Origin of the sequence: Paenibacillus sp. S28 (assembly GCF_016624415.1) — a bacterium.
GTDB lineage: Bacteria > Bacillota > Bacilli > Paenibacillales > Paenibacillaceae > Paenibacillus_AQ > Paenibacillus_AQ favisporus.
In genome coordinates this window covers 49,735-64,730 of record NZ_JACVTM010000025.1, presented here as the reverse complement: position 1 = coordinate 64,730, position 14,996 = coordinate 49,735, and the positions used below count along the sequence as shown (strand labels likewise).

The following is a 14,996-nucleotide window of genomic DNA, read 5'->3' as shown; positions in this document are numbered from 1 at the left end:
AAAACAATTAAATATTTTAAAAATTTTTTTTTGGCCGCGCCCGGCCCCCCACCGCCCCCCGGCGTTCAATGTAACGGACCTTTTTCGAATAACCAATTGTTGTAAGGAGATGGTGGAATGAACAAGCATATCACCTTGCGGGACATCGCCGAGCGAATGGGCGTCAGCAGCGTCACCGTCTCAAAGGCTTTGAATGACAAGGAAGGCGTCAGCGACGAATTAAAGGAGCGGATCAAGCAGCTCGCGGACGAAATGGGCTACCGCATCAACAAAGTCGCCAAATCGATGAAAGAAGGCTTAACCTATAACATCGGCGTCGTCATTCCCGAGCGTTTTACCGGACAGACGCAGTCTTTTTACCTGAAAGTGTACCAGCAGATTTCGATGGCCCTTGAGCCATACGGCTACGACGGCATTCTGCATATTTTGTCCGCCGAAGACGAGAAACTGCTCCACCTGCCGCGCATCTACTATGACCGCAAAGTGGACGGATTCATCCTCCTTGGCCAGATCAGCAAGCCTTATATCGAAGCGCTGGAGCATATGGAACAGCCGAAGCTGTTTCTCGACTTTTATGACGAGCATTCCAACATCGACTCGGTGACGACCGACAATTTCTACTGTGCCTATGAAATCACGAACTATCTGGTCCAGCAGGGTCACCGGAAGATCGGCTACGTCGGCAATCTGTATTCGACCAGCAGCATCCAGGACCGGTACCTGGGCTACTATAAATCTTTGCTCGAACACCGAATCCCGTTGAACGACCGCTGGATCGTCAATGACCGGGATGAGGAAGGAACGCTGATCGATATGGAACTGCCGGAGGATATGCCTACCGCCTTCGTCTGCAACTGCGACCGGGTTGCCCATTTGCTCGTCCTCAAGCTCAAATCGCAGGGTTACCGTGTACCCGAGGACTGCTCTGTGGTCGGGTTTGATAATGATGTGTTCGCTACCCTGACTGAACCGCACCTGACGACGGTAGAGGTCGATACGCCGCAAATGGCCCAGAGCGCCGTCCATTCCCTGCTGAAGAAAATCAGCTCTCCGGAAATGCGCTTCGGCCGCGTTCTTGTTCAAGGCAAAATCATTTACAGAAACTCCGTGAAGAAAGCAGGCTCTACAGATTGAGTCAGACCGTGATCCCACCTTACGATGCTGCGGCATGCTGATCTTCCGCTTCGCTATGCATCCGATTTCGGCGGCGTCCAGCCGGTCGCTTGCGACCAATCATGCGCTCTCTGCAGAATCTCCCATACAACAGGCCCTTTCCCCTCCACATATTTCTCGCGTTCATGCTGAAACCGCTGCATCAGGCGATGCTTCTCGGCCGCATAACGCCGGCAGTCTTGGGGATGCTCGCGCAGGTAGTCCCGGAATAATAGGGTCAGCTGCTCGGACCAGCTCCCTGCCTGCCGCACATGGATATGCGTTCTGCGGGTGCCGGGAACTTCACGAAAGTATCTTTTCGTCAGGTCGGGATTGTCCTCCCTGAGTACCAAACCGACAGACTCCATCTTGTCCCGGTAACGCGCAACATCCTGCAAAGCCGCTACCGACACCTGAACATCAATGATCGGCTTCGCATCCATCCCGGGAATAGAGGTCGATCCCACATGGTCGATTCGCACGGCCGCCTCCCCCAAGGCTCCTCTTAGTTTCATCCCCAATTCAGAAAAGAGATGTCTCCACGCCGGATCATACGGCGCAATTCTCCATTGGTTTTCCATATCTGGCTCCTTTCCTGGCGACACAAAAGAGAGGAATCCACGCAGGACGCCTCTCTGTCTTCATTGGGATCGGATGCACGCCGGCGTTATTCCCTGCTGCGGTCGCTTAATTTTTCGCTGATCTCCCGCAGGGTTTGCTGCAGCGCATCCATCTTCTTCAGGCTTGCATATTGGTTATTGATGATGGCAACCAGAGCGATCAGCAGGATGACAAACAGAAATAGCATGTGATCGTCCTCCAATCGTTATAACTGCTGCTCCAAGTTATTCTTAGACACTCCATTCCGTATCCTGCCGTAAAATGGAGTACATCCGTTGATCCACAAACTGCCCCTTAATCTTCAGCTGTTCCCGCAGCACTCCCTCGAAGCTCATCCCGAGCTTCTCCATCACCCGGTAAGACCCCGGATTGCTGGCGTTGCATCTGGCTTCCAGCCGATGGAATCCTGCTTGGACAAAAGCGTATCGCAAGATTTCCCTCGTCGCTTCCGTGACGATCCCCTTACTCCAATAAGCTCTAGCCAACGCATAACCAATTTCGGCTTTTTCATGCACCGGATCCACATGGATGAGGCCAGTTCTGCCTATCAGTTTGCCACTAGCTTTCTCGACAATTCCCCAATGGATCGCCTGCTTCATATCAAACCTTTGATTGACTCTGATTAGGTAATCGACGGTCTCCTCTATGGAATGATGCCGGTCCCACACGGTTTCAGCCGACACATCCGGATCGCTTGCGAGCTCAAAGTAATCTGCGGCATCAGAGAGTTCCAGTCTTCGAATCCGAAGTCTCGCCGTTTCAAATGTTGGAGGACTTGAAAATAGTTTTCCTACATCCATCATCCATGGGCCTCCCCATTCTAAGCGCTTCTATTAGGTATTAGCTCCAAACGACCTTCAAATATTTTCGAAACAGCTCATCCAGCAGCGGTGTCGGATCTTGGAGTTCTGACTTAAAGTCCTTCAAAAAATCGATAACGTGCTCAATTTCGGCTTCGATAAAGTCATTGATGCGATCGATCCGCTTTTCATAATCCAGTTCCTCCCCGGCCATCTTGCGGCTTAAGAGCGAATGAACTTCTTCTAAAAGGGACTCATCTGAAATTAAATCCGCAACGAGATCCTGAAAGAGAATCGGAGGACTCGTGTTATACTTTTCGATCCATTTGCATGCCAGAATGGGCCGCAGTACATAGAAGTATTTTTTAATCTTCACATGCTCACCGCGCAAATACTCCCGGAAATTCCCTTGAGCCATACTTAGATAATGGTGCATGGAGGCTTTGGGAGAAAACACCTTCTCTTTGATGCCTAACAACTCGTCTCTAAATCCATAGTTTTCATCATAAACGATGTCAGAAACAAGCCATTCTAACAACGGAGGATTGGACTTTCTAAACAGCTTCAGCGCTTTTCGGATGTCCCACCCGTTGATATCCAGCATATCGTTGATCGGCAGTTCGATAACGTCCCTTTTATCATCGATCGACAGGTACCATTCGGGTCTGTTCACATAGACAAAACGAACATCGTAGTCGCTGTCTTTGGAAGGAAAACCCCATGCACGGCTTCCTGATTCCACAGCGAAAAGAATCTTAACCTGATGCTTTTGTTCAATTTCCACTAGACTCTGCTTTATGCTCTCTTTCACTGTTTGCCTCCTTCCGTCACGTATGAAAGGAACACTCTGCATTTTTAATCATAAGTTTCAATCGCCCTCTAAAAGAAACCTGCGCGGAGGTCCTGCTTCCTGCTCAGCTTCAAAATAGGATAGCCCTTCCCCGCAAATAAGGATGGACGGCTGCCCAAATCCAACAGCACTCTGGAGCGCTTCAAGCAGGGGCAGCTTTTTCCCGTCAATTTCAACATTCCATGAGATGCAGTAAGACACGTTGGCAGCCTTATGTTTCAGCATTAATTCGTAAATACGCTGAACATCCGAATTGGGCTTGGGAATTTCTATCATCCGTCGAAGAATGAAGAGGTCTTCATACCGATGTGAAAATCGGCTTAAAGCATGCTTTCGTTTCTTTTCCGAACTGAGCTCAAAGATCAGTCTCTCTCGAACTTCTTTCCGGCAAAACCGCTTGATAAAGTCCGCCTCCATTTCCCTGTCCATCGCTGCTCTCCTTGCTCTACACATCCACCCGATAATTGAGATGCAGCTCGTCCCCCGGAAGGCCGCGGATTCCCCAATTTGCTTTCGGTGTTTCAAAAATCGTGATTTCCAGATCGGAAACGCCGATTCCCAGGGCGGGAATTTTTTCGAAAAGAAGCTGGATCAGCTGCTTTTTCGCGGCAGCCGATCGTCCTTCGAACATGCTGATTTCAATAATCGTATATTTGTCGGTGCGGTCACCGGGGTAAATGAAGTCTTCTTGATCCATGAAAAAGAACCGGTGAAACCTTTTATCCTGAGGCAGCTGTAGCGCCTCCACGGCACAGACGTGAAGCACATCCGAAAAAGCGCTCTGGATCGGTTTCAGCGTGGAACGCAGACCGAAAATTTTAATTTGAGCCATCCGTCTCTCCCCTTCCATGAAATAGAATCATCCCGGGATGCTGATTTGGTTACACGTTAGGAAAAAGAGGCGTCGAGAGATATCTTTCCCCTGTATCGGGCAGCAGGACGACGATCCGTTTATTGTGATACTCCGGTCTTTTGGCCAATTGAATGGCCGCGTAAACGGCAGCTCCGGACGAGATGCCTACCAGTAATCCTTCCCATCTGGACAGCGAACGGGCCGTTTCCAGCGCGTCTTCGTCCTTGACCTGGATGATCTCATCTACGATGGACGGGTTGAAGTTATCCGGAATAAAACCTGCCCCGATGCCTTGAATCTGGTGTGCACCCTTCTTCCCTCCGGACAGAACCGCCGAGGTAAAAGGCTCCACCGCCACGATCCGCACGGACGGATTTCTTTCCTTCAGCACTTCGCCAACGCCAGTGATCGTGCCGCCTGTACCGACGCCGCTGACGAAAATGTCCACATCTCCGCCGGTATCTCTCCAAATCTCTTCTGCTGTCGTCATCCGGTGAATCGCCGGATTGGCCGGGTTGTTAAATTGCTGCGGAATAAAAGAGTTCGGGGTGGATGCCGCGATTTCTTCGGCTTTGCGGATGGCACCGCCCATCCCTTCATTCGCCGGTGTCAGCACCAGTTCGGCTCCAAGCGCAAGCAGCAGCTTGCGGCGCTCCAGACTAAAGCTCTCCGGCAGGGTAATAATCAGCTTGTAACCGAGAGCCGCTGCCGCAAAAGCCAGACCTACCCCGGTATTTCCGCTCGTCGGCTCGATGATCACCGAGTCCTTGTTCAGCAGTCCGCGTTCCTCGGCATCCTTGATCATGGCATAACCGATGCGGTCTTTTACGCTGCCTGCCGGGTTAAAATACTCCAGTTTCGCAATGAGGGTCGCCTGAAGCTCGTGCTTCTCCATCACATGGCCCAGCTCCAGCAGCGGCGTATTTCCTATAAGTTCAGTCAAGTTCTTGGCGATTGTCATTTCCGTTAACACTCCTGAGTATAAAATCCAACTTCCTCCGTTGGTCATTACTTCAAGTTATCATTTCCGGAAAATAAAAACAATCCATGCGACCCGTGAAGCACCTAAGACAGGCCGCTTACCCGCGCTGTCCTGGTTATACCTCTACAATACCGACGGCTTGATAGGGGTAGTCGATCTGCTTTTTCACGAGCTGCGCCGCTTCTGCTCCTGCGAATCGTTCAATGACGTATACGCCTAGATCAATGGAGGTGGCCACCCCGCCGGCCGTGATGAAATGGCCATCTTTTACAATCCGGGCCTGAACCACCTCTTCACAGTAAGGCTGCAGCAAGTCGTAGACGTTGGGATGGGTCGTCGCTTTCCGTCCTTTTAAAAACCCCGCAGCTCCCCACAGCAGCGAACCTGTGCATACAGACACTTTGAATTCCGCCGATTCAGCCGTCCGAATCCAGTCGATAAAATCCGCATCCTCCCGCAGCTTTCTCGTTCCCATTCCCCCAGGGATGAACACCAGGTCATACGCCGACAAATCCGGCCGGATTACATTCACGCTGACCCGCATCCCCAGTTCATCCGTCACTTCCTCCGTTAAGCCGCAAATGTCCCATGTCGTATCTTTCGTTGGTTCAAACTGCCGCAAGCGGTAGATGACATCATAAAAGCCGACAAAATCCAGAAACGTAACGCCATCGAACAAGACCAGCGCAATTTTCAAACCGAATCATCCTCTCAGAAAGGGCAGCCTAGGATTACAGCTATCTGAAACGACCCCGGGCTCTTCTATATTTTTGAACTGCTCAACGCCGTATGGGAGGCAGCATATTCTTCTTTCAACAAGCCGTAGATCTCCAAATCGACAACGCCTTTACCCGACCAGACGGTCGCCTGCCTTAACGTGCCTTCCAGCATAAAACCGTTCTTCTGCAGCACGCGCTTGGAAGCACCGTTCGCCGGCATCACTTCGGCCTGAAGCCGATTGACCCCCACCTGTTCGAATAAATAGCCGGTCAGCAGCTGCACCGCTTTCGTGGCGATGCCCTGCCCCCAATAATCTTCATTTAAAAAGTAGCCGATGGACATCATATTCACTTTGGAGTTGATATCATACACTTCGGCAATACCGGCGAGCTTTTGGGATGAATCAGGGATAAAGATGCCCCACTTCACTCTCGATTTTTTGTTATAGTCGCGTTCGAAATGCCCGATCATCTTTTTCACCGTGTCTTTATTGTGCTTGGGGATGATCCCGCAGTAGTCAAACACGCGGTCGTTGGAATAAATTTCGTATAGGTCATCTATATGGGCCGGTTCGATTTTACCCAGCTCAATGCTGTCGTTGTGTAAGGTAGGAAAGGTGTCGAATAGCGTGTCTGTATTCAAATTCGTGGGCCTCCTTGTGGGGGGTAACTAAAGTTGAAATGATGATCGTAGACTGCCGAAAAAATGATAGATTGCAGTAGGGTCCTTCTCATCGGAACGCCGCCCCTTTTCAGTCGAAGTTGGGTGCTGCCAGTTCAGCAACCTGACGGATCACGTCACCGGCATCATCACCGTTCCGGATCACAAAGAAATGGTCCGCTTCCTCCGCCGTAGGCTCTATGACGCCGCTGTCCGGAGACTCCGCCTGCTGTCGATCCAAAACTGCTTTAAAGGAAGAAGCTTTGCTGAAGATGGAAGTGCTGCGCTGGCTGTGAGCTACCCGTTCTTGAAGGACCGCATTCGGAAGGTCAAAATAAACGACAACCGTCGTAAACCCGTGGTTTCGGTAATACTCGACTAGTTTGAGGCGGGCATGGCGATGGCGGTTGGAGTTGCACAGGATGAGATGATAGGAGGTCTGGTTTACCGCATAATCCACAATGGTCTGAGTCACGGCGTATTTGATCCGATTAGGTCCTTGTTTTGGCAGCAAAGCCCGGTAGTGGGTATTGATAAAGTCCGCATGGTTGTCCTGATCAATGACCAGGGAGTTCGGCAGCTGTCCTTCCAAGGCTTGGGCAAACGTCGATTTACCGCTGTGGGTTACCCCTACAGTCAGGATGACGAGCCTCTTCACTGCGGCTGCTCCTCAGGCTGATAAGCTCCCAGCTCATTTCCGAAAGGATCGACGAATTTGATGACCCAACCGAATCCGTGATCTTCGTACTGCCTAATATGTACTTCGTTGTCCTGCAGGGTATCGTGCAGGTGTTCGATCTGCCGGGTGATAAACATAAAAGAAGGCATCGGAAATTCATCTTCCGCCAGCCAAAATGTTCGCTCATTCTTTGTGCTGCGGTGCAGCATCAGAACTGGACCGGAGTTAAATTTTAACCAAGCCGCGTGATCGTACACCGTCATCACTTCAAGACCCAGCACTTTGTTATACCACTCAACCGCTTGCGGAATATCCTGCACCGGCAATTGCACGTGATCGACGTTCTCTACGAGATGGTTCAAAATACTTCCTCCCTTCATTATTCACGGATCAACCATGTTTTGCCTTAATAATATTTCAATAATTCCTGATCAATCTCATCAATATAACCGATGTCTTCTTGACCATCCCAGAATACAATTCTGCTCGCTTCATTATTGATGACAAAAGGCCTCTCCTGGTCAATATCCGCGCAAAATAATCCACCGTATTCAATCCTGCCGTCCTTTAACCGGAACTTCATCATTCCTCTAAACGCAACACGATTCGAGGTTTGATTGGTCTCCTCAGCCATCTCGCGTATAGCGCATTCCCGAAGGGATTCGCCAGGCTCCAATATTCCGCCGGGTAATTCCCAGTGATTCTTCCATGTATTATGGAGCAGCAAAAATCCGTCCTTATTCCTGGCAACGACCAAGGCGTGAGTTATCGGAAAATCCAGGTTCATTTGGGCTGCTTCCTCTTCGGATACGGGCAGAAATTCGTCAAACACATCCCCATTCTGATTGATACAAATTGGCATCCTAATCCTCCCTTTCATGAGATATAACGAAATTCTCACTGGAAGCCATACTAATTAGCGCATGAGTTTATCCTTTTTTCACAATAAAATTTTGATACCTTCTGCCCTTCTCCATCCTTACGCTGACTTTGCCCTCAACAGCTACTTTGTCTATGACCTTATCCCAAAACGCCTGAGCCGGAATATTGCTGCTAAGTTGACTTAGTTCCCATTCCCCCGAACTACTTTTCAAAAAGTCCACAGCAGCCCCTGTACCGGCTCCCAGCCTCCTAAATTTGCGAAGAATAAAGAAATGGCACAATCGGCTGTACTTTCTGGGATGTTCTATTTCTTTTGCTAAAATAAACCCGCCTATTTCACCGTCCACTTTAATCAAATAGGGATGATGCCCACTGGCAGGGTCCCAGTAAGCATCCAGTTCAGGCAGTTTTGGATAACTCCCGTCTTCGCCAATAGCGATATTAGTGAATTCGGTAAAATCATATACATAGAACTGTAGTAAGTTTGCTAATAATTCTTTTTGCGACTCGGCTGCTCTAGTAACCAGAACCTCCATCCGCTTAAAAAATCTCCCCAAGCTTGATCCCATCATAGGAATGAACCGTGATATCCGCTTGGTCCAGGTTCTGGTTCCCCGAGTTCGGATTCAGATATCCAATACACATCATGCCAGCCTTCTTGGCGGCGATTACCCCATTTCTTGAATCTTCAAGGACGACGCAATTCTGCGGGTCGACTCCGAGCTGCTTTGCTGTCTCGAGGTAAATGTCGGGTGCGGGTTTTCCTTTTGGAACCTCTTCACCGCTGACCACGGTCTTGAAAAAATGGCTCAGCCCGAATTTTCCAAGAACACCTTCAATAAAAATCCTCGGAGAAGACGAAGCGACCGCCATCGGAATATTCCGCTGCTTAAGTTGAGCAATCAGCTCCCGAATGCCTACTATAGGCTCTATTTCGAGATTATTGAGAATATTCATTTTCAGATTCAGTTGATACTCGATCATTTCCTGAATCGTATGCACCAAATTGTGCTCCTGCCTGAAAATGCCCAGCATCTCGGGATTCGTCATCCCGACAAACCGCTCCAGCTCCTGTTCTGTCGTTTTCACACCAAAGTAATCCAATGTCTTAATATCCACGTCAAAATGAATCGGTTCGCTGTCAATAATGACGCCATCCATATCGAAAATAAATGCGCTGTTCATGAAGTTCCTCCCTTTCGCCCAACCTGCAGTTATATTGCTTTACTTTACTGTAACAACCCAAACTTATGCTTCAAATAATACATGATCCCAGCCCGGTCCACATCGGAAAACTGTCTTGGTTCCTCTTTCATCATCCTCTGGATTTCATCGACCGGTCTCCAACCGGCATCTGCCGTTTCGTCGCCATTTCGAAGCAAAGTCCCTTCCGCTCTGCATAAAAAGTACATGCCAATGGAATCAACCGGACCTTTGATGGTCTGGTATACACAATAGGGTTCGACGCACTCCACCTCAAACCCTGGGTTGATCCCGCGCGTATCGATCCTTTTCTCGCTGCCCTCTACTTCGACGATGGTTAATCCTGTCTCTTCTCGCACTTCGCGCCTTAATCCATCCAGGATCGGTTCAAAGAGCTCCAGTCTCCCTCCCGGCAATTCCAACGATTTTTCGCCCGGCTTGTTACGGGTCTGAAGAATGATCTCCGGTTGGTTGCGATGAACACGCTCAATGATGGCCCTCGCGTTAACAAAAAACATAACGCTCTCCTCCTATTCACTCGATTTACCCACTAAAAACAGATCACATGCATACTTTAATAGGAATATTGACCGGTGCCCGAGTCGTTATTTCTTTAAGGGTATAACGTTGAAAAAGTCTCTGTAGTTGGTTAGGTAAAAATCGGCGCCCGGAGTTTCGTTTTGAAACAAGCAGGTTTTAATTCCTAAAGCCTTACCAGGCAATATATCGATCTCCCGATCGCCGATAATGAAATCGATTCGGTTTCTATGGTGCAAATGTAGATATGACGCCGGATCCGGCTTTCTGGGAAAGCCGTCATCCCCGGCCACGATATCCACAAAATAGGACTCCCAGTGATAATATTGCAGTATTTGGATGACTTCTCTCCGAGGTTTGTGAGTCATTATTACATTCTTTTCTGCTGTCCGTAGAATGTTCTCTAAATCGGGGAAGGGTGGCGTTTGTTCCGGTTGCAGGCTCTCTTCTCTTCTAAAAATTTCTTTGATTTGAAGCTCCGTTAGATTGAAGTACTTTACTGCGTGAGTAAACGAGATTTTCAGGTGCTGCAGGATTTCTTCTGTGGGTCTTTGCTGTTCCAACACCTCATAAAAAATGTCCGTATAGGCCGGGTATGTATTAAATAAGGTACCATCGAAGTCCCATAATATGTTCAATACTTCCTCCTCCCTTCACTAGAATTAGAGATCCTCTCCCGACTCATTCACTTCTCTGCTCCCGCCTCCAAAATACCATTGATGCCTCTCTATGAATTCTAAAAATTCGTCTATAAAAATATCGTTATCCTCATCATCTCGAATTTCGACGATTCCCTCAATTTTGATGAAATAAATTGCATCATCTTTGATACATATTTTTTTTGTGTTATTATATATGTAATAAAGACCAAGTGCTGGTAACACTTGGTCCATACAATTGGCTTGGATGGGACTCCCCTTCTTAGTCAGTATAAAGGAAAAAAACCCACCTTTTGCTTCCAACCTTTGGGTGGGTTTTTACTTTTTCTTGTTGTTATTATTGATGTATGTTAAAAGAGCAAGAATGAACGTCCCAAATAGGAACATGATCGTTAATGCGTCTTTTACTTCCATGGCTTCACCTCCTTTCGAAGGGAAACCATGCCCACCCAAGATTCAATTGTAGTTATATTTTACCTTTTATTACATATACGCACAAGCGTTCCCGTCACTTTCTCCAGGATTGTTAATCCTTAAGAATCTTATGAAGATTCCCCAAACAGCTGCTCCTTGAGCCTCTCTCTTACCTCCACATCCGCCTGATCTAACATCTGCTTCAGCCGCACAGCATGCCAAGAAATATACCAAGGATCCATCCTGGAGCCTTTGTCAAAAAAATCTGGAGGATAATCAGATGACTCTAAATCCCTCTCCTCTACCGGCCCAAAATACTCAAATAAATACGGTAAGCCCTCTTTTTCTATCAAATCGTCAACGACTTGTTCAATTCGCTCCCGGTTAATGGTGTCAACGATAATAACCGGTGTGGATGCACACCAATAGGCTCCATCGAGGCATGCTCTGCTCGTTAAATAATCTCTTCTCATGGATTCGATGCATGGGATTGTATAGAAATTCGATATCCAACGTGTTGCATCGGGAAAAGTAACCACTACACCCACATGAGCCTGTTCCGGATCGTGAATCCAGTTCTCTGCGTCAATCCGGATATGTCTTTTCTTCACAATCATCCTGCCCTCCTCCAATTCCTATGACTCGATTGTCTCTCACTACTCCACCGCAACAATCACACTCGTCACGAGCAATAACAGAGAGACGGGCGCCCAGATCCTTCTTTCCCATTTACTTCGAGTAATCAGGTTCAGCACGGTTGAAATCGTTGAAAAAGCAACCACAAACCAGATCGCTTTGTTGGCAAACCAATCCCACGACGGAACGAATAAGCCCGACCTGCTCAGCACGATCGACGCGATGGCGAGAAGAACGATAGCCTGGACAATCGCCCCCACTCGCATACCCGGCGGGTATTTTCCTGGGAACTTTCCACCCATCGCATAACTTCCCCATGGCATTCCTAGTGCCAAAGCCAGTTGAAAAAGCACCACAATTAAAGTCAAAATAGTGAATACCATCGCCGATATGGATACCAACACTGTCATCCCACTCCCTCTCAACTGAAGTCTATTGGGTGAAAATCCGCTTCTTCCTCTGACGGTGCGTGAGCCATCGAAAGTATTCTTTTCCGGTCTGTGCTGCCCTTAGACCTCGAACCAAAAACGGTTCAAGACATTTCCGTCTTCCTCAATAAAGTCTTGGTCTTGAATCCCGCCATTGTTGAGGATCGTTTTCTTAGAGCCTATATTATAGGCATCGCAGACCACCAACACTTTATGTATTCCAAGCTCCTTGGCTTCTTGAAGGGCTAAGGAGAGCAATGCGGTGGCATAGCCTTTTTGCCTTTCCGAAGGACGGATCCCATATCCGATATGTCCGCTGCTTTCCAATAATTTTTCATTAAGCTCATGTCGTATATTTACGGCTCCTACGATCCGATTCGTCTCCGTCACCAGCCACAACGTGGAGTTCCTTACATATCCATCCGGCAGGTCCTTGCCTTGTTCATTGTCCTCTAAAAACCGGATCATCCCTGCAAAATCCGCAGGATCCTTCGAAACTACCCAAGGCACAATCGGTTCGTTGCTTTCCTTCCAGTCCAGATAAAAAGAGAGGTACTCCTCTTGCAGTTCTGCCGTAGGTTTGATTAATCGTACATTCATCTCGGTTGCTCTCCTCATTCACATTTGTTTTATCATCTGACCGTCCGTGCCGCTCCATTCTTAATAGACTATACCCAGAATGTCCTCGATCTTCTTGATGTAATAAGTGCAATTTTCATGGAGCAGCTCTCCGTCGCTTCCATATCCATACTCGGCTCCAATAGAGTCAATCCCGTTGTTTTTGGCCCCGATCATATCGTGCTTTCGGTCGCCGATCATAACCACTTCGCTTTTAACAAGGTTTCTGTTCTGGAGGATGTATGTAATGATTTCGGTTTTGTCGGACAGCGTCCCATCCAGATGACTGCCAACGACCCATTCAAAGTAATGGTCTACTTCAAAATATTTCAGGATCTCATCCGCAAACACTTTCGGTTTAGAGGTGGCGACATACAGCGTAAATCCGTCGTCCTGCAGCTGTTTCAGCACGCTCTGCATCCCGGGATACAACTCATTTTCAAACATTCCGCGTTCCCTAAAATACTCCCTATAATATTCAACGCCTTGCAGCGCTTGGTCCTCGGAAAAAGAATAGATTTCCATAAACGAATTTTTCAACGGGGGACCGATAAACGGCTCCAGCTTATCTAAGTCAACCTCTTGAATCCCGAATTTGTTCAGTGCATATTGTACCGACTTGGTAATCCCTATCTTAGGGTCCGTAATCGTGCCGTCCAGATCAAATAAAAGATGTTTGTATTTCATGAGCTAATGTCGACCTGCTTTCTAATTGCTGGTTTGGGATGATGGGTTCTGTATCCAGTACTTGCAAATCCCTTTATTAATCCCCTCAAGAGTTCCGCTGTTACACTCAATGACCTTCCTGGACTTTATATTTTCTTCGTCACAGGTGAGTAGCAGTTTTTCAATTCCAAAATCCTTTGCCTTCTTTACGAGCTCCGACAAGAAAAGCTTTCCGTAGCCCTTGGCACGTTCACTTGGCCGTACGATATAACCGATATGTCCGCCATATTCCGCTAAGCGTTCATTCAATCGATGTCTCAATTTTCCATAAGCAACGGGACGATCATTGATGTACATCCAATAAATCGTCTGTGGAACATAGCCCTCAGGCAAGTTAATCCCCGTTGAAATTTCAACCAATCTAGGTAAACTGGCTTTAAACTGATCGAAATCATGTTCCGGAAAATTGGTGGTAAACCCGTTCTCGCCTAGTCCAATTTCATGGATCATCTCAAAAATGTCCCTGTCGTCGGTTTCTGATAAAGCTTTCAGTTCAATCTTCAATGACATCACCCACTCACCAATAAATACTTGTATAAAAAACAAGCCCTTACATTGCCTGAGCTTGTTGTCATTCCAATCATGCTCCTAAAATTGATGATCGATTAACTGTTTTATGAAGTAGTAATGCTTATTTCCTAGAGGGGCGTTCTCGATCACAGCCATTTCTTTATATCCATACTTCTTATAGAACTCAAGAGCCTGAAAGCTGAAGGTGTTCAATTTTATGAAAGTACACTGCTTTGAGCGTGCAATTTCTTCCGCTTCCTCCAGTAACCTTTTCCCATGTCCGCTTCCACGATGCTCATCATCTACCCACAAAATATCAATTTCCATCCAGTTCCAGCATATCACACTGTTTAAGCCGGCTATGATGTGTTCCTCATCATCCTTTACGCAAAGGTTCACTTCTTCATAAATCCATTGGGAACTTGCTTTGAGTTAAATTCAATCAATTTATTTCTTACGTAATTCGCTTCATCGGCTGTTCCTCTTCGTATTTTGGAGATTTCGGGCACCGTATCCTCCTATTGGGTTCAATATCGTGTTACTCCTTCTCTTCTTAGGAATAACCCGCCTTCATTCGCTCCATGATCGGATGGCCTTCTTTCAATTGAAGCAAGTCCCACAGGTTCCCATACAGGTCTTTAAAGACGGCGACCATTCCATAGGACTGCTCTTTCGGCTCCCTCACAAATTCGATCCCTTTGGCGATCATATCGTTGTAATCTCTCCAGAAATCATCCGTATTCAGAAATAAAAACACTCTTCCGCCGGACTGATTGCCGATGAATGCTTCCTGTTCGGGTTTCGATGCCCTTGCGAGCAAAATGGTCGTACCTGCCGAGCCTGGAGGCGCAACAACGACCCAGCGCTTATCCTGTTCCGGCTGATACGTATCCTCAACTAACGTAAAATGAAGCTTTTTCGTATAAAAATCGATAGCTTCATCGTAATCCTTAACGACTAGCGCGATATGAACGATGGATTGAATCATATCCTCTTCTCCTCCGATATTTTGTAACGTCCCATGAAACATTGAATTCATTTTATACGGATTCCTAAAATTTACAAG

24 protein-coding genes and 1 pseudogene are annotated in these 14,996 nt (G+C 47.6%); 1 reads left to right on the top strand and 24 read right to left on the bottom strand.

Features of this window, described 5'->3' with window-relative positions:
- Nucleotides 1-117: 117 nt before the first annotated feature.
- The gene (locus IAE55_RS31755) at nucleotides 118-1,134 is read left to right on the top strand and encodes a substrate-binding domain-containing protein (protein ID WP_105445934.1); all 1,017 of its coding nucleotides are present in this window, start codon (nucleotides 118-120) and stop codon (nucleotides 1,132-1,134) included.
- A gap of 53 nt (nucleotides 1,135-1,187) precedes the next feature.
- On the opposite strand, the gene IAE55_RS31750 is transcribed toward IAE55_RS31755, so the two are convergent.
- The 24 genes and pseudogenes from IAE55_RS31750 to IAE55_RS31640 all read right to left on the bottom strand — a co-directional run bounded on the left by IAE55_RS31750 (nucleotide 1,188) and on the right by IAE55_RS31640 (nucleotide 14,918).
- Nucleotides 1,188-1,733 carry a GrpB family protein gene (locus IAE55_RS31750; RefSeq protein ID WP_145160488.1) on the bottom strand — a complete coding sequence of 182 codons (546 nt, stop codon included), beginning with the start codon at nucleotides 1,731-1,733 and terminating at the stop codon, nucleotides 1,188-1,190.
- Nucleotides 1,734-1,819: 86 nt separating this feature from the next.
- Nucleotides 1,820-1,960 (bottom strand): hypothetical protein, encoded by a 141-nt coding sequence (locus IAE55_RS31745; protein ID WP_167372900.1) that lies wholly within the window; start codon nucleotides 1,958-1,960, stop codon nucleotides 1,820-1,822.
- A gap of 43 nt (nucleotides 1,961-2,003) precedes the next feature.
- Entirely contained in the window at nucleotides 2,004-2,576 is a 573-nt protein-coding gene (locus IAE55_RS31740; RefSeq protein ID WP_145160490.1) for a GNAT family N-acetyltransferase, read from the bottom strand.
- A gap of 37 nt (nucleotides 2,577-2,613) precedes the next feature.
- The gene (locus IAE55_RS31735) at nucleotides 2,614-3,384 is read right to left on the bottom strand and encodes a nucleotidyltransferase domain-containing protein (RefSeq protein ID WP_105445938.1); all 771 of its coding nucleotides are present in this window, start codon (nucleotides 3,382-3,384) and stop codon (nucleotides 2,614-2,616) included.
- 57 nt (nucleotides 3,385-3,441) lie between these two features.
- A complete protein-coding gene (locus IAE55_RS31730; RefSeq protein ID WP_200634848.1) occupies nucleotides 3,442-3,852 on the bottom strand; it encodes a hypothetical protein in 411 nt (136 codons plus the stop codon).
- 16 nt (nucleotides 3,853-3,868) lie between these two features.
- On the bottom strand, nucleotides 3,869-4,255 hold the full coding sequence (locus tag IAE55_RS31725) for a tautomerase family protein (RefSeq protein WP_200634840.1): 387 nt from the start codon (nucleotides 4,253-4,255) through the stop codon (nucleotides 3,869-3,871).
- Nucleotides 4,256-4,304: 49 nt separating this feature from the next.
- Nucleotides 4,305-5,237, bottom strand: coding sequence for a cysteine synthase A (gene cysK / locus IAE55_RS31720; RefSeq protein WP_200634839.1), 933 nt, complete (start codon nucleotides 5,235-5,237; stop codon nucleotides 4,305-4,307).
- Nucleotides 5,238-5,373: 136 nt separating this feature from the next.
- Nucleotides 5,374-5,955 (bottom strand): DJ-1/PfpI family protein, encoded by a 582-nt coding sequence (locus tag IAE55_RS31715; RefSeq protein ID WP_200634838.1) that lies wholly within the window; start codon nucleotides 5,953-5,955, stop codon nucleotides 5,374-5,376.
- A 65-nt stretch (nucleotides 5,956-6,020) separates the two neighbouring features.
- Nucleotides 6,021-6,620, bottom strand: coding sequence for a GNAT family N-acetyltransferase (locus tag IAE55_RS31710; protein WP_200634837.1), 600 nt, complete (start codon nucleotides 6,618-6,620; stop codon nucleotides 6,021-6,023).
- A gap of 109 nt (nucleotides 6,621-6,729) precedes the next feature.
- The gene (locus IAE55_RS31705) at nucleotides 6,730-7,296 is read right to left on the bottom strand and encodes an ATP-binding protein (protein ID WP_200634836.1); all 567 of its coding nucleotides are present in this window, start codon (nucleotides 7,294-7,296) and stop codon (nucleotides 6,730-6,732) included.
- Entirely contained in the window at nucleotides 7,293-7,679 is a 387-nt protein-coding gene (locus IAE55_RS31700) for a VOC family protein (protein WP_200634835.1), read from the bottom strand. Before IAE55_RS31700 ends, IAE55_RS31705 begins: the two co-directional genes overlap by 4 nt.
- A gap of 44 nt (nucleotides 7,680-7,723) precedes the next feature.
- Entirely contained in the window at nucleotides 7,724-8,104 is a 381-nt protein-coding gene (locus IAE55_RS31695; RefSeq protein ID WP_200634834.1) for an NUDIX hydrolase, read from the bottom strand.
- Nucleotides 8,105-8,246: 142 nt separating this feature from the next.
- On the bottom strand, nucleotides 8,247-8,735 hold the full coding sequence (locus IAE55_RS31690) for a GNAT family N-acetyltransferase (RefSeq protein WP_200634833.1): 489 nt from the start codon (nucleotides 8,733-8,735) through the stop codon (nucleotides 8,247-8,249).
- 4 nt (nucleotides 8,736-8,739) lie between these two features.
- Nucleotides 8,740-9,384: an HAD family hydrolase gene (locus tag IAE55_RS31685; RefSeq protein WP_200634832.1), complete on the bottom strand. Its 645-nt coding sequence runs from the start codon at nucleotides 9,382-9,384 to the stop codon at nucleotides 8,740-8,742.
- Nucleotides 9,385-9,428: 44 nt separating this feature from the next.
- On the bottom strand, nucleotides 9,429-9,920 hold the full coding sequence (locus tag IAE55_RS31680) for an NUDIX domain-containing protein (protein WP_105445946.1): 492 nt from the start codon (nucleotides 9,918-9,920) through the stop codon (nucleotides 9,429-9,431).
- Nucleotides 9,921-10,007: 87 nt separating this feature from the next.
- The gene (locus IAE55_RS31675; protein WP_200634831.1) at nucleotides 10,008-10,577 is read right to left on the bottom strand and encodes an HAD-IA family hydrolase; all 570 of its coding nucleotides are present in this window, start codon (nucleotides 10,575-10,577) and stop codon (nucleotides 10,008-10,010) included.
- A 339-nt stretch (nucleotides 10,578-10,916) separates the two neighbouring features.
- On the bottom strand, nucleotides 10,917-11,012 hold the full coding sequence (comI, locus tag IAE55_RS34045) for a competence inhibitor ComI (protein WP_019419116.1): 96 nt from the start codon (nucleotides 11,010-11,012) through the stop codon (nucleotides 10,917-10,919).
- 128 nt (nucleotides 11,013-11,140) lie between these two features.
- The gene (locus IAE55_RS31670) at nucleotides 11,141-11,629 is read right to left on the bottom strand and encodes a hypothetical protein (protein ID WP_200634830.1); all 489 of its coding nucleotides are present in this window, start codon (nucleotides 11,627-11,629) and stop codon (nucleotides 11,141-11,143) included.
- Between the two features lie 39 nt (nucleotides 11,630-11,668).
- A complete protein-coding gene (locus tag IAE55_RS31665) occupies nucleotides 11,669-12,058 on the bottom strand; it encodes a hypothetical protein (protein WP_234490014.1) in 390 nt (129 codons plus the stop codon).
- 99 nt (nucleotides 12,059-12,157) lie between these two features.
- Nucleotides 12,158-12,676: a GNAT family N-acetyltransferase gene (locus tag IAE55_RS31660; protein WP_200634847.1), complete on the bottom strand. Its 519-nt coding sequence runs from the start codon at nucleotides 12,674-12,676 to the stop codon at nucleotides 12,158-12,160.
- 60 nt (nucleotides 12,677-12,736) lie between these two features.
- Nucleotides 12,737-13,381, bottom strand: coding sequence for an HAD family hydrolase (locus IAE55_RS31655; RefSeq protein ID WP_200634829.1), 645 nt, complete (start codon nucleotides 13,379-13,381; stop codon nucleotides 12,737-12,739).
- A 21-nt stretch (nucleotides 13,382-13,402) separates the two neighbouring features.
- A complete protein-coding gene (locus IAE55_RS31650; RefSeq protein ID WP_234490013.1) occupies nucleotides 13,403-13,930 on the bottom strand; it encodes a GNAT family N-acetyltransferase in 528 nt (175 codons plus the stop codon).
- 78 nt (nucleotides 13,931-14,008) lie between these two features.
- Nucleotides 14,009-14,439 (bottom strand): annotated as a pseudogene (locus IAE55_RS31645) (GNAT family N-acetyltransferase).
- A gap of 44 nt (nucleotides 14,440-14,483) precedes the next feature.
- A complete protein-coding gene (locus IAE55_RS31640; RefSeq protein WP_200634828.1) occupies nucleotides 14,484-14,918 on the bottom strand; it encodes a VOC family protein in 435 nt (144 codons plus the stop codon).
- Between the last annotated feature and the right edge of the window lie 78 nt (nucleotides 14,919-14,996).

Coding starts and splice junctions, on each gene's coding strand:
- IAE55_RS31730 (WP_200634848.1), bottom strand. CDS start 3,852: ATGGACAGGGAAATGGAGGCGGACTTTATCAAGCGGTTTTGCCGGAAA.
- IAE55_RS31725 (WP_200634840.1), bottom strand. CDS start 4,255: ATGGCTCAAATTAAAATTTTCGGTCTGCGTTCCACGCTGAAACCGATC.
- IAE55_RS31670 (WP_200634830.1), bottom strand. CDS start 11,629: ATGATTGTGAAGAAAAGACATATCCGGATTGACGCAGAGAACTGGATT.
- IAE55_RS31680 (WP_105445946.1), bottom strand. CDS start 9,920: ATGTTTTTTGTTAACGCGAGGGCCATCATTGAGCGTGTTCATCGCAAC.
- comI (WP_019419116.1), bottom strand. CDS start 11,012: ATGGAAGTAAAAGACGCATTAACGATCATGTTCCTATTTGGGACGTTC.
- cysK (WP_200634839.1), bottom strand. CDS start 5,237: ATGACAATCGCCAAGAACTTGACTGAACTTATAGGAAATACGCCGCTG.
- IAE55_RS31740 (WP_145160490.1), bottom strand. CDS start 2,576: ATGATGGATGTAGGAAAACTATTTTCAAGTCCTCCAACATTTGAAACG.
- IAE55_RS31745 (WP_167372900.1), bottom strand. CDS start 1,960: ATGCTATTTCTGTTTGTCATCCTGCTGATCGCTCTGGTTGCCATCATC.
- IAE55_RS31690 (WP_200634833.1), bottom strand. CDS start 8,735: ATGGAGGTTCTGGTTACTAGAGCAGCCGAGTCGCAAAAAGAATTATTA.
- IAE55_RS31665 (WP_234490014.1), bottom strand. CDS start 12,058: ATGACAGTGTTGGTATCCATATCGGCGATGGTATTCACTATTTTGACT.
- IAE55_RS31660 (WP_200634847.1), bottom strand. CDS start 12,676: ATGAATGTACGATTAATCAAACCTACGGCAGAACTGCAAGAGGAGTAC.
- IAE55_RS31695 (WP_200634834.1), bottom strand. CDS start 8,104: ATGAACCTGGATTTTCCGATAACTCACGCCTTGGTCGTTGCCAGGAAT.
- IAE55_RS31640 (WP_200634828.1), bottom strand. CDS start 14,918: ATGATTCAATCCATCGTTCATATCGCGCTAGTCGTTAAGGATTACGAT.
- IAE55_RS31685 (WP_200634832.1), bottom strand. CDS start 9,384: ATGAACAGCGCATTTATTTTCGATATGGATGGCGTCATTATTGACAGC.
- IAE55_RS31755 (WP_105445934.1), top strand. CDS start 118: ATGAACAAGCATATCACCTTGCGGGACATCGCCGAGCGAATGGGCGTC.
- IAE55_RS31750 (WP_145160488.1), bottom strand. CDS start 1,733: ATGGAAAACCAATGGAGAATTGCGCCGTATGATCCGGCGTGGAGACAT.
- IAE55_RS31655 (WP_200634829.1), bottom strand. CDS start 13,381: ATGAAATACAAACATCTTTTATTTGATCTGGACGGCACGATTACGGAC.
- IAE55_RS31650 (WP_234490013.1), bottom strand. CDS start 13,930: ATGTCATTGAAGATTGAACTGAAAGCTTTATCAGAAACCGACGACAGG.